Origin of the sequence: Streptosporangium sp. NPDC049046 (assembly GCF_040649155.1) — a bacterium.
Taxonomy (GTDB): domain Bacteria; phylum Actinomycetota; class Actinomycetes; order Streptosporangiales; family Streptosporangiaceae; genus Streptosporangium.
The window spans coordinates 109,350-121,371 of the sequence record NZ_JBEZEZ010000014.1 but is presented as its reverse complement, the minus strand read 5'-3'; the positions used below and the strand labels follow the sequence as shown (position 1 = coordinate 121,371).

Below are 12,022 nucleotides of genomic sequence, written 5' to 3'. Positions count from 1 at the left end.
AGCTCGGAGGTTGCCCGGGCGGGGCCTCAGAGTTTGCCGAGCCCGCGGGCCAGAATGGTGGCGGTCTTCGCGATGGCCTTGTCGTCGGTGGCGAGGCCCGGAGTGCGGTTGGTGTAGATCGCCATGATGACGGGAGCGACGCCCTTCTTGGGCCAGATGACGGCGATATCGTGCCCGCCGCCGAATCCGTCGGAGTTCGTGCCGGTCTTGTCGCCGATCTTCCAGGTCTTGGGCAGGCCCGCCCGGATGCGCCTGTCTCCCGTCGTGTTCGCGACCAGCCAGGTGTTCAGCCGTTCCCGGTCCTTGGCGTTGAGGGCGTTCCCCGCCGTGACCGCGCGCAGGGTACGGCCCATGGACGCGGGCGTCGTGGTGTCGCGCCTCTCCTTGGGACTCCAGTTGTTGAGCTCGGTCTCCCACCGGTCCAGCCGGGAGATCGGGTCCTTCAGCGTCCGGAAGTAGCGGGTCAACCCGGCGGGACCGCCGATCTGCCTCAGCAGCATGTTGGCCGCGGTGTTGTCGCTCCGGGTGATGGTCGCCTCGCACAGCCGCGCGACGGTGAGCCCGTCGTCGGTGTGCTTCTCGGTGACCGGCGAGCCGGGCTTCACGTCGGCGGCCGTCCACTTGACGACCTTGTTCATCAGGCCGGGCTCAACGGTGCGCGCCCTGTGCAGCACGCCCGCGCAGAGGGGCGCCTTGAAGGTGGACAGCAGCGGGAAACGCTCACCGGCCCGGTACGTCACCGTCTTGCCGGTGGCCGTGTCCACGGCGTACGCGCCGATCCGGCCCTTGAAGGACGTCTCCAGCGCGCGCAACTCCTTGAAGACCCGCTCGGCAGCCGCCGGTGTCGTCACCGGCGGAGCGGAGGTCGCGTGGGCTGCCGAGGGGGCACCTGCCACAGGGATGAGCATGAGTGAGGCCAGCGCCGAGAGGGTGGCGCGTCGAACGGAACGAGTGAGCATGCGATGCCTTCCGGCGGTCGATGGGATTCGGTGAGAGTCTCGCGCTGGCGTTTGATGCCGTCAAAGACAGAAATGGCCGATTCCATGCTGAAATGGCATACGCTTGCGGCGTGGACGTCGTCGGAGCGTGCAGAGCGTTCGTCAACGTGAGCGAGCGGGGGAGCTTCACGGAGGGCGCGGCGGCCACCCGGGTGCCGCAGTCGGTCGCGAGCCGCCGCATCGCCGCCCTGGAGACTCACCTCGGGGAGCGGCTGTTCGATCGGTCGTCGCGCGGAGCGAGGCTCACGCAGTTCGGCCGTGACATGCTGCCGTGGGCGAAGCGTCTCGTGCGCCTGGTGGACGACATGGAGCACGAGGCGAAACGAGCCAGGCGCAACCCCCTTCGCCTCGTCGTTCCCGACGTCTGCACCACGCGCGATCTGGCACGGCTCGACGCGGAGGCGCGTCGCAACGGCGTCTACCTCGACCTTCAGGCCGCCGCCCCGGCCGGGCGGACGGAACTCGTCCGCTCTCGTGAGGTCCGCGCCGCCCTCGCGGCGGTACCGCCGAGCGACGCGACCTGGTCGGTGAGGCTCGGACTCGCCGGTGCCACGGACCAGATCGCGGACACCGTCTACGTCGAGACCCTGCGGGCCGGTCGAGCCGCGCGGTCGTCGCGCAGGAGCCGGGTCTGGATCCAGCCCGAGGACGACGTCCCCCACATCCGCGACCGGATGTTCCGGATCCGGGACGCCGTCGGTCTCCAGCCCACGCAGGTCACCGTCTCCACCGCGCTCGCCGCCGCCACCGCCGAGGTCCTCGGCTCGACGGATCTCCTTTTGTGCTCGTCCAAGCAGGCCGAGGAACTGGGTTTGCACTGGCGCCCCATCGGTGAGATCCAGCCCGTCCGCGGATTCGATGTCGTCGCCGCCGTCAGGGACGACGCGGAACGCATCCGTACCCGGCTGTGGCACGCGATCGCCCGCTGCCTGGGCGCGCACGACCAGGACGGAGGGACGCCGTGAACGTCGAGACCCTGATCCGCGAACTGCGAGGAACGCTCGACGACGCCGGACTGAACGGATCGTTCTTGGTCCGGGACCTGCGTTCCGGCGAGGAGATCGGTATCGAGCCGGATCTGGAGTTCCCGATCGCCTCGGTCGTCAAGATCCCGCTCGCCGTCGCGACGCTCGAACGCATCCGCAGGGGCGAACTCGACGGTTCCACCCAGGTCATCGTGCGACCGGGCGGGATCACCACCTCGGGGCCGACCGGGCTGAGCAGGTTCCGGCACCCGGCCCGGATCGCCATCGACGACCTGCTCTACCTCAGCATCGCCGTGAGCGACAACATCGCGGCGGACGCGCTGTTCACCTTCACCCCGCCCGCCGAGGTCTCGGCGCTGCTGCACGGACTGGGGCTTCAGGGCATCGCGGTGCGTCACACCATGCGGGAACTCTCCGAGACCCCGACGGCACGCCTCGACCCGACAGACGCCCATCTGGCCCATTTCCTCGCCATCGAAGCGGGTACGGCCGGGCGAGGACATCGCCTCCCGCTCCTGGACGTGACCCACGCGAACTCGGGAACCGCGCGAGCGCTGATGGAACTCCTGCAGGCACTGTGGACGCCGTCCCGGATCGACGCCGGCGTCAGCGAGCGCGTACGGACCCTCATGGCCGACAACGTGCTGCGGCATCGGCTGGCACCCGATTTCAGTTCCGACGCCTCGAAGTGGTCCTCGAAGACCGGAACGCTTCTCAACCTCCGCCACGAGATCGGCGTCGTCGAGCACGCCGACGGTCAGGTCTTCGGAGTCGTCGTGCTCACCGAGTCTCGTGTGCCGGCCATCGACCAGCCCGGGGCCGAGGCGCTCATGGCGCAGGTCGCGCGTACACTCCGCGATCGGCTACGACACCTGTGAGCGGCGCGGCGAGGTCGTCGGTGTGGTGATGGGGGCCGGGGCGTCGACGGACCGGCCGCGGGCATCGGGCGTGGTGACGTGGGGCGAGGGCGGGGATCTGCGCGCCCGATACGCCATGACCGAGAAGGCCGCCGTGGCGCGTTGCGACGGACCGGGCGCCGGCGCCGGTTCCCCCTCCGGGCGGCGAAGGTGCTTTGACAGGAAAGTCAGGGATAAACATACTCGGATGCGAATAGTGAACTAGAGTTCGCAGAGCGAACGCATGACGGGACGGAGTGTCGTGCGCAGGGACAAGGTGGTCGCCGACGCCGCGGAGGCGCTGGCGGACGTGCGCGACGGCGCGTCGTTCGCGGTGGGCGGGTTCGGCCTGAGCGGCATCCCGAACGTGCTGATCCAGGCCCTGTACGACACGGGCGTACGCGGCATCGGCGTGGTGTCGAACAACTGCGGAGTGGACGGCGGCGGCCTGGGCGTCCTGCTCGCGGCCGGGCGGATCGGCCGGGTGACGGCCTCCTACATCGGTGACAACAAGGAGTTCGCCCGCCAGTATCTGAGCGGGGAGCTGGAGGTGGAGCTGACCCCGCAGGGCAGCCTGGCCGAGCGGCTGCGCGCAGGAGGCTGCGGCATCCCCGCCTTCTACACCCCGGCCGGGGTCGGCACGCCGGTCGCCGAGGGCGGGCTGCCGCTGCGGCACGGCCCGGACGGCTCGGTGACGCTCGCCTCGCCGCCCAAGGAGGTGCGCGAGTTCGGCGGACGGGACCACGTGCTGGAGTACGGCATCACCACCGACTTCGCGCTGGTGCGGGCGGCCAGGGGAGACCGGTACGGCAACCTCGTGTTCAACAAGGCCGCCGCGAACTTCAACCCGCTGGCCGCGATGGCCGGACGGATCACGATCGCCGAGGTCGAGGAGCTGGCCGAGCTCGACCCCGACGAGGTCCACCTGCCGGGCGTGTTCGTCCAGCGCGTCGTGCGGCTCACCCCGGAGCAGGCCGCCGACAAGGCCGTCGAACGGCGCACCACCTCCGCTCCCGCCTCCCCGGGGGAGGACGCCTCATGAGCTGGAGCCGTGACCAGATGGTCGCACGCGCGGCGGCCGAGCTGCGCGACGGCGACTACGTCAACCTCGGCATCGGCCTGCCCACCCGCATCCCCTCCTTCCTGCCGGCGGAGGTGGACGTGATCCTGCACTCGGAGAACGGCATCCTGGGTGTCGGCCCCTACCCCGCTCCCGGCGACGTCGACCCCGACCTGATCAACGCCGGCAAGGAGACCGTGACCGTGCTCGCGGGCGCGTCGTTCTTCGACTCCTCGCTGTCGTTCGGCATGATCCGCGGCGGGCACATCGACGTGGCGGTGCTGGGCGCGATGCAGGTCTCGGCGCGCGGCGACCTCGCCAACTGGATGGTCCCCGGCAGGCTCGTGAAGGGCATGGGCGGCGCGATGGACCTGGTCCACGGCGCCCGCAGGGTCATCGTGATCATGGAGCACACCGCGAAGGACGGCTCGCCGAAGATCGTCGAGGAGTGCTCGCTGCCCCTCACGGGCAAGGAGTGCGTGCACCGGATCATCACAGACCTCGGAGTCCTCGACGTCACGGGGCAAGGACTGGCGCTGGTGGAGACCGCGCCCGGGGTGAGCCCGGCGCAACTGCGCGATCGTACGGGCGCGCGGGTGAGAGGGTGAGGACGGTCTTCGCCGAGGACGCCGTACGCGCACCGTCCGGCCGTCAAGGCGCCGACGATCCCGCCGCGTACGACACCAGGACCCTCGCGTCCGGCTCCGGCCGGAGTCCGGCCCTCGTTCCCGGAAGGTAGGAGTTCATGTCAACACCGCCCACGCAGGCCGACATCGACCGCGAGATCGCCGAGCTCCGCGAGCTCCGCGTAGCCGGGGACGGCGGGGAGAGGCACCACCCGTCCCGCGACTACGCCCCCTACCGCAGCACCGCGCTCCGTCACCCAGGGCAACCGCTGATCGCGCTCAAGGACCCGGACGCGGCCGAACTCACCGGGCCGGTCTTCGGCGTCACCGACGTCACCGCGCTCGACGCCGACCTGACCAGGCAGCATCTCGGCGAGCCGCTGGGCGAGCGCATCACCGTGCACGGCCGCGTCCTGGACAGGAACGGGCGCCCGGTGCGCGGCCAGCTCGTGGAGATATGGCAGGCCAACGCCTCCGGCCGCTACCCGCACCAGCGCGACGACCACCCGGCCCCGCTCGATCCCAACTTCACCGGGGTGGGCCGCTGCCTCACCGACGGCGACGGCGGCTACGCCTTCACCACGATCAAGCCCGGCGCCTACCCGTGGCGCAACCACGTCAACGCCTGGCGTCCCGCGCACATCCACTTCTCCGTCTTCGGCACCGCCTTCGCCCAGCGCCTGGTCACCCAGATGTACTTCCCGAACGACCCGCTGTTCCCCTACGACCCCATCCTCAACTCCGTGACCGACGACCGGGCCAGGCAGCGCCTGGTCGCCGCCTACGAGCACGACCTGTCCGTCCCCGAGTGGTCCCTCGGCTACCGGTGGGACATCGTCCTGGACGGCCCCGCCGCCACCTGGACGGAGGAGAGCCGTTGACGTCCTCCCCAAGGCCGAAGCCCGGGGTCTCCGCGCTCAAGGAGTTTCGATGACCCCCACCCCCTCGCAGACCGTCGGCCCCTTCTACGGCTACGCGCTCCCGTTCCCCGGCGGCGGCGACATCGCGACCGGCGGGATCATCGTGCACGGCCACGTCTACGACGGCGCCGGCGCCCCGGTGCCGGACGCGCTGCTGGAGTTCTGGCAGGCCGCCCCGTCCGGCGACCTCACCGGCGCGCCGGGCACGTTGCGCCGCGACGCGGTGAACGGCGCGGTTCTCGGCAGGAACGGTGTCGACTTCACCGGCTTCGGCAGGGTTCCCACCGACGCCGACGGCCGCTGGACGCTGCGCACCCTCGTGCCGGGCAACGGCTACATCAGCGTGTGCGTGTTCGCCCGCGGCCTGCTGCACCACCTCTACACGCGGATCTACCTCGCCCACGACGCCTTCCTCGACTCGATGCCGTCCGAGCGCGCGCACACGCTGCTGGCCACGCCGGAGCGAGAGGGCGTCCACCGCTTCGACGTCCACCTGCAGGGCGAGAAGGAGACGATCTTCTTCGACCTCGGCTGAACACCGGCCGTCCACCGCGAGCGAGTCCGTCCGCCGCACCGTGCACGACATCGGGGGGCGGAGCGCACATCCACCGAGAGCGAGTCCGTCCGCCCCGCGGTGCGTGACACCCGGCGCGAGAAGCACCTCCACGGTCACGGCGCCGGGAGGTCGCGGTCACCCGCGACCCCACCGGCGCCGCGCGATCAGAGGGACCTGTACATGATGTGCAGTCCGACGTAGCCCTTGTCCGGATGCTCGAAGCCCTCCGGCAGGGTCGCCAGCACCTCGAAGCCCAGCGAGCGCCACAGTGCCACCGCCCGGGTGTTGGTCTCCACGACGGCGTTGAACTGCATCGCCCGGTAGCCCTCGGCGCGCGCCCACTCCAGGACGTGCTCGCCCAGGGCCCGCCCGACGCCGCGCCCGGCGTGGCCGGGGTCGACCATGAAGCTCGCGCTGGCGATGTGCGAGGCGGGCCCCATGTGGTTGGGATTCATCTTGGCCGAGCCCAGGACGGTCCCGTCGGTGTCGACGGCGACGACCGTGCGGCCCGGAGGCTCGGGAAACCACATCTCCCGGGCCCGCTCCTCGCTGACGTCGCGGTCCCAGGTGTAGGTCTCACCGGCGGCCACGATCCGGTGGAGGAAGGGCCAGATCGCCGGCCAGTCGCCGGGCGTCGCATCTCTGATCGGCACGACGTCCAGCATGCTGTCCGAGGTGGTGGAGCCACAAACCGTTTTTCGCGGGAAAGCGGGAAAGCGGGGGCGGTCCGGCGCGGGCAGCGCGCCACCGCTTCCACCGCGGCATGGGCTGTCCGTCTCACCGGCCACCCGTCGCCGTGATCGGCTCCGTGCGCCGGGTCCGCAGGGCCCAGCGCACGGCCGGTCCCGTGGCGAGGCCTGCCAGCAGGAACAGGCCGCCGAGCACCAGCCAACCCGGAGTTCCCCAGGTGAGGATCAGCGTCGTGAGCAGTAGGGGGCCGAGCATCCTGGCGACCGCCGCACCGGATCCGAAGAAACCCTGGTACTGGCCCTGCCTGTCGGCGGGGGCGAGATCGAACCCGATCTCCCAGGCGCCGGAGGCGTGCGCCATCTCGCCGAACACCTGCAGACAGGCCGCGAGGAGCAGGACGAACGCGGCGGCCCACGCCGAGGACCAGGCCGACGACAGGGCGAACACCGCGCACGCGGCGAACAGCACCGCACCTGCCCGCCGTACGGACCGGGAGGCGGTCTCCAGATCCGTGACCCGCCGGGCCACCCGTACCTGGAACAGCACGACGCCCAGGGTGTTGAGGACCAGCAGGGCCGAGACCGTCCAGCTCGGGGCCTCGGTCCGCTGGACGATCCACAGGGGGATGACCAGGCTGAGCAGCGGCATGTTCAGCAGCGTGACCATGTTGAGCAGGGAGACGAGCGCGTACGGCCTGTCCCTGAGCACCGCCAGTGCCGGTTCGCCCGCCGGCGCGGCCGCGGTGGGCGGCACCGAGGGAAGACGGAGCAGGATCAGGGCCGAGAGCAGGAAGCTCAGCGCGTCCATCGCGAGGACCGTCAGGTAGGCGGCCCGGGTGTCGAGGTGCAGTGCCACCCCGCCGAGCGCGGCGCCGACCGCCAGCCCGGCGTTCGCCGTCGCCTGCAGGTGGGCCCGGATCCGGGTGCGCCGGCCCCTGTCCACCAGCCCGGCGAGCAGCGCCTGCCTGGCCGCGGCGAGACCGCACTGCGAGGTCGCGTACAGGCAGGCGACCAGCACGAACCAGGGAAAGGAGCGGACGAACAGAAACGAGCCCACCGAGGCGGCGGTGGCGACGGCGAGCAGGACCGCCGTGCCGCGAGGTCCACGGCGGTCGGCGAGGTGGCCGAGCGGGACCCCCGCCACGAAGCCGACGGCCCAGCCGAGTGTGAGCGCGAAGCCGACCTGGGTCGGCGAGAGTCCCACGATCCGGATGAAGTAGAGCGCCGAGCACACGTAGTACGCGCCGTCCCCGATGGAATTGGTGAGCTGCGCGAGGGCGAGGACTCTGGGCGGCCCGGCAGGGGGCATGATCCGGCTGAACACGGGACTCCTCGGTCGCTACGTGGCCGACATGGCTCCTCGCCGGCCCAGGGGCAACCCTAGGGAGCCGATTGACCCCGCATAAGATCCAATATGCGGTCAACTCATTGGGCCAATGTGGGAGGGCGAGATGGATTTTCACGTGAGCCTCAGCGGGCGCGGCGACCTGTCCGCCCGCATCTACCGGCAGCTCCTGGACGCCGTCCTCGACGGCCGCCTGCGCCCGGGGGAGCGCCTGCCCGCGACCCGGGAGCTGGCGCGGCGGCTCGACGTGTCGCGCAACACCGTGGCCGTCGCCTACGAGCGGCTGGCCGCCGAGGGAATTCTCGTCGGCCAGGTCGGGGCGGGCACCTTCGTGTGCACCGAGCCCCTCGCCGGGCCCCTCGCCGAAGTCCGTTCGAGGAACGCGCCCGCGGGCGGCGTACGTCCCCGCCGCCACTGGCGCCTTGAGACCGCACCGCCGGCCGAACCGGAAGGGGAACCGGTCTACGACTTCGGGGTGGGCGTTCCCGACGGGCAGCTGTTCCCGCTCGAAACGTGGCGCAGGCTTGTCACCCGCGAGTTGCGCCCGGCGCTGGCGCGCTCCGCCGGTTACGGCGACCCCTCAGGACACGCGGGACTGCGAGAGGCGATCGCCCGCCACGTCGGCCTCTCCCGCTCCGTTCGGGCGGGCGCCGACGACGTTCTCGTCACGCAGGGAGCCCAGCAGGCACTCGACCTGATCGGCCGCGTCATGATCGAGCCCGGCTGCCGCGTGGCCGTGGAGGAGCCCGGCTACCCTCCGGCCAGGCTGTTGTTCGAGTCGCTGGGCGCGCGGGTCGTCGGCGTCCCCGTCGACGAGGAGGGACTGGACGTGGCGGCCCTTCCCGACTCCGCCCGCCTCGTCTACGTCACACCGTCGCATCAGTTCCCCCTGGGGATGCCGATGTCCCTCGGCCGCCGCGCCGCGCTGCTCGAATGGGCCGGGCGGCGTGGGGCCGTGGTGATCGAGGACGACTACGACAGCGAGTTCCGTTTCGAGGACCGTCCGCTCGAACCGCTCCAGAGCCTCGACCGCGGCGGCCACGTCATCTACGTCGGCTCCTTCTCCAAGACGATGCTGCCGATGCTGAGGCTGGGCTTCCTGGTCGCCCCCGCCTCGCTCCAGCCCGCCCTGCGTGCCGCCAAGCGGCTCACCGACTGGTGCGGAGACCTTTCCAGCCAGGCGGCGCTGGCCGCTTTCATCGACGAGGGCCTGCTCGGGCGGCACGTCCGCAGGGCGACGCGCGAGTACGCGGCCCGCCGCGAGCGAATCGTCACCGTCCTGCGGCATGAGCTTCGCGACTGGCTGGAGCCGGTTCCCTCCGCCGCCGGCCTCCACCTCTGCGCCTATCTGACCCCGGCCGCCGGGACCGACACGGCTCCTGTGAGGGCGTACGCGCGAAAGGCGGGTATCGCGCTGCAGGACCTCGCCCCCTACTACGGCGAGACCTCCACGCGGGCGGGACTGCTGCTCGGGTACGGTTCGATCCCCACGGAGAGGGTCGAACCCGGTCTGAGACTGCTCGCGGAGAGCTTCCGCGAGACGCTGAGATCCCGGTGATCGGCGCAGGAGGACGTGGGGGGCACTGACACGGACCGCCGGATCCCGGCGCCGGGCGCCGGCCTCATCCGTCCGCGGCGTCCTCGGCCTGCCAGCGCAGCAGGTCTCCCGGCTGGCACTCCAGCACCTCGCAGAGCGCGGCGAGCGTCGTGAAGCGCACCGCCTTGGCGCGGCCGTTCTTGAGCACCGCCAGGTTGGCGGGTGTGATCCCGACGCGGTCCGCGAGCTCGCCCACGGACATCTTCCGTTTGGCCAGCATGACGTCGATGTCGACGGTGATCGGCATCAGATCACCTCCTCCAGTTCCGCCCGCATCCGGGCCGCCTCCACGTCGCGTGCGACGGCCTGGGCGAGCAGCATCCGCAGCACGAGCACGACGAGCGCCACCCCCAGGACCGCCGTGGCGGCCCCGCAGATCAGCAGGACCATGCCCGGGGGGACCGGGTCGCCCGGCGTCAGGACGACCGCGAGCGCGAACACCAGGAGGGCGGCCGCCGTGATCGCGCCGATCACGATGTGAACGTACCGGAAGGCGGCGTGGGAGAACACGGTTCCGCGTCGCACCATCGTCACCAGCCGCCACACGCAGACCAGGACGACCTGGATCGTGACGACGCCCAGGAAGACGATCACGAGGAGCGGGGCGCGCAGGTACGCGACGTCCGCGTCGAGCGCCTCCAGGTCGACGGCGAACAGCGGCACCATCACCGCCTGGACGAACACCGATCCGGCGAGCAACACCACGAGCACGGCGCGAAGCGCGAGCACCGTTAATCTTCCCATCGTCTCTCCTTCTATCGATCAACGATGTAAATATATCGATTTTCGATAGGCTCGGCAAGAAGTCGGGCTGCTCCGAGAGGTGGAGGGTCGGAATTTTGCATAGTCATGCGTCGTGATGCATACTCTTGTCTCATGTCCAAGGTTCTCACCTCCTTGCCCGCGGGCGAGCGCGTCGGCATCGCCTTCTCCGGCGGCCTCGACACCTCGGTCGCCGTCGCGTGGATGCGCGACAAGGGTGCCGTTCCGTGCACCTACACCGCCGACATCGGCCAGTACGACGAGCCCGACATCGCCTCGGTGCCCGGCCGCGCGCTGGCGTACGGCGCCGAGATCGCACGCCTGGTCGACTGCCGCGCGGCGCTGGTCGAGGAGGGCCTGGCCGCGCTCACCTGCGGCGCGTTCCACATCCGCTCGGCCGGACGCCCTTACTTCAACACCACGCCGCTCGGCCGCGCCGTCACCGGGACCCTGCTGGTCCGGGCGATGATCGACGACGACGTGCAGATCTGGGGCGACGGCTCGACGTTCAAGGGCAACGACATCGAGCGGTTCTACCGCTACGGCCTGCTCGCCAACCCCCACCTGCGCATCTACAAGCCCTGGCTGGACGCCGACTTCGTCTCCGAGCTCGGCGGCCGCAAGGAGATGTCGGAGTGGCTGCTCGCCCACGGCCTGCCCTACCGTGACAGCACCGAGAAGGCATACTCGACCGACGCCAACATCTGGGGCGCCACCCACGAGGCCAAGACCCTGGAGCACCTCGACACCGGCATCGAGACCGTGAACCCGATCATGGGCGTGCGCTTCTGGGATCCCGAGGTCGAGATCGCCCCCGAGGTCGTGACCATCGGCTTCGAGCAGGGCCGCCCGGTGACGATCAACGGCAAGGAGTTCGCCACCCCCGTCGACCTGGTGATGGAGGCGAACACGATCGGCGGGCGGCACGGCATGGGCATGTCCGACCAGATCGAGAACCGGGTGATCGAGGCCAAGAGCCGGGGCATCTACGAGGCGCCGGGGATGGCGTTGCTGCACGCGGCGTACGAGCGGCTGGTCAACGCGATCCACAACGAGGACACCCTGGCGAGCTACCACAACGAGGGACGGCGGCTCGGCCGGCTGATGTACGAGGGCCGCTGGCTCGACCCGCAGGCGCTGATGCTGCGAGAGTCGCTGCAGCGCTGGGTCGGCACGGCGATCACCGGAGAGGTGACGCTGCGGCTGCGCCGCGGTGAGGACTACTCGATCCTGGACACCTCGGGACCGGCCTTCAGCTACCACCCGGACAAGCTGTCGATGGAGCGCACCGAGGACTCGGCGTTCGGCCCGGTTGACCGGATCGGCCAGCTCACCATGCGTAACCTCGACATCGCCGACTCGCGCGCCAAGCTGGAGCAGTACGCCGGCCTCGGCATGGTCGGCACCACCCATCCCGCGCTCATCGGCGCCGCCCAGGCGGCCTCGACCGGGCTGATCGGCGCGATGCCACGCGGAGGCGCGGAGGCCATCGCCTCACGCGGCGAGGTCTCCGGCGACGACGAGATGCTCGACCGCGCCGCGATGGAGTTCGGCACCGACTGACGGAGATGACGTAGGTGAGCACCT

At 70.8% G+C, this 12,022-nt stretch carries 13 protein-coding genes; 8 read left to right on the top strand and 5 right to left on the bottom strand.

Features of this window, described 5'->3' with window-relative positions; all coding sequences use genetic code 11:
* Positions 1 to 26 precede the first annotated feature (26 nt).
* Positions 27 to 851 carry a class A beta-lactamase gene (bla, locus tag AB0B96_RS21275; protein WP_362901024.1) on the bottom strand — a complete coding sequence of 275 codons (825 nt, stop codon included), beginning with the start codon at positions 849 to 851 and terminating at the stop codon, positions 27 to 29.
* 218 nt (positions 852 to 1,069) lie between these two features.
* On the opposite strand from bla, the gene AB0B96_RS21270 reads away from it, so the two are divergent.
* The 6 genes from AB0B96_RS21270 to pcaG all read left to right on the top strand — a co-directional run bounded on the left by AB0B96_RS21270 (position 1,070) and on the right by pcaG (position 6,021).
* A complete protein-coding gene (locus tag AB0B96_RS21270; protein WP_362901022.1) occupies positions 1,070 to 1,963 on the top strand; it encodes a LysR family transcriptional regulator in 894 nt (297 codons plus the stop codon).
* A complete protein-coding gene (locus AB0B96_RS21265) occupies positions 1,960 to 2,862 on the top strand; it encodes a serine hydrolase (RefSeq protein WP_350946198.1) in 903 nt (300 codons plus the stop codon). Before AB0B96_RS21270 ends, AB0B96_RS21265 begins: the two co-directional genes overlap by 4 nt.
* Before the next feature lie 262 nt (positions 2,863 to 3,124).
* Positions 3,125 to 3,922 (top strand): CoA transferase subunit A, encoded by a 798-nt coding sequence (locus AB0B96_RS21260; protein ID WP_362901020.1) that lies wholly within the window; start codon positions 3,125 to 3,127, stop codon positions 3,920 to 3,922.
* The gene (locus AB0B96_RS21255) at positions 3,919 to 4,548 is read left to right on the top strand and encodes a CoA transferase subunit B (protein WP_362901018.1); all 630 of its coding nucleotides are present in this window, start codon (positions 3,919 to 3,921) and stop codon (positions 4,546 to 4,548) included. Before AB0B96_RS21260 ends, AB0B96_RS21255 begins: the two co-directional genes overlap by 4 nt.
* Positions 4,549 to 4,685: 137 nt before the next feature.
* Entirely contained in the window at positions 4,686 to 5,447 is a 762-nt protein-coding gene (gene pcaH / locus AB0B96_RS21250) for a protocatechuate 3,4-dioxygenase subunit beta (protein WP_362901016.1), read from the top strand.
* Positions 5,448 to 5,496: 49 nt separating this feature from the next.
* On the top strand, positions 5,497 to 6,021 hold the full coding sequence (pcaG, locus tag AB0B96_RS21245) for a protocatechuate 3,4-dioxygenase subunit alpha (RefSeq protein ID WP_362901014.1): 525 nt from the start codon (positions 5,497 to 5,499) through the stop codon (positions 6,019 to 6,021).
* A gap of 185 nt (positions 6,022 to 6,206) precedes the next feature.
* On the opposite strand, the gene AB0B96_RS21240 is transcribed toward pcaG, so the two are convergent.
* Together AB0B96_RS21240 and AB0B96_RS21235 are read right to left on the bottom strand one after the other, a co-directional pair.
* Positions 6,207 to 6,695 carry a GNAT family N-acetyltransferase gene (locus AB0B96_RS21240; RefSeq protein ID WP_362901012.1) on the bottom strand — a complete coding sequence of 163 codons (489 nt, stop codon included), beginning with the start codon at positions 6,693 to 6,695 and terminating at the stop codon, positions 6,207 to 6,209.
* 124 nt (positions 6,696 to 6,819) lie between these two features.
* Complete coding sequence (locus AB0B96_RS21235; RefSeq protein ID WP_362901010.1) at positions 6,820 to 8,055, bottom strand: MFS transporter; 1,236 nt, start codon at positions 8,053 to 8,055, stop codon at positions 6,820 to 6,822.
* A gap of 127 nt (positions 8,056 to 8,182) precedes the next feature.
* Here AB0B96_RS21235 and AB0B96_RS21230 point away from each other — a divergent pair, with 127 nt between their 5' ends.
* Complete coding sequence (locus tag AB0B96_RS21230) at positions 8,183 to 9,634, top strand: PLP-dependent aminotransferase family protein (RefSeq protein WP_362901008.1); 1,452 nt, start codon at positions 8,183 to 8,185, stop codon at positions 9,632 to 9,634.
* A gap of 64 nt (positions 9,635 to 9,698) precedes the next feature.
* Here AB0B96_RS21230 and AB0B96_RS21225 read toward each other — a convergent pair whose 3' ends face one another.
* Entirely contained in the window at positions 9,699 to 9,920 is a 222-nt protein-coding gene (locus AB0B96_RS21225) for a helix-turn-helix transcriptional regulator (protein ID WP_350946189.1), read from the bottom strand.
* Positions 9,920 to 10,417, bottom strand: coding sequence for a DUF2975 domain-containing protein (locus AB0B96_RS21220; protein WP_362901006.1), 498 nt, complete (start codon positions 10,415 to 10,417; stop codon positions 9,920 to 9,922). The genes AB0B96_RS21225 and AB0B96_RS21220 overlap by 1 nt, the downstream gene beginning before the upstream one ends.
* A 132-nt stretch (positions 10,418 to 10,549) precedes the next feature.
* On the opposite strand from AB0B96_RS21220, the gene argG reads away from it, so the two are divergent.
* On the top strand, positions 10,550 to 11,998 hold the full coding sequence (argG, locus tag AB0B96_RS21215; RefSeq protein WP_362901004.1) for an argininosuccinate synthase: 1,449 nt from the start codon (positions 10,550 to 10,552) through the stop codon (positions 11,996 to 11,998).
* Positions 11,999 to 12,022 lie beyond the last annotated feature (24 nt).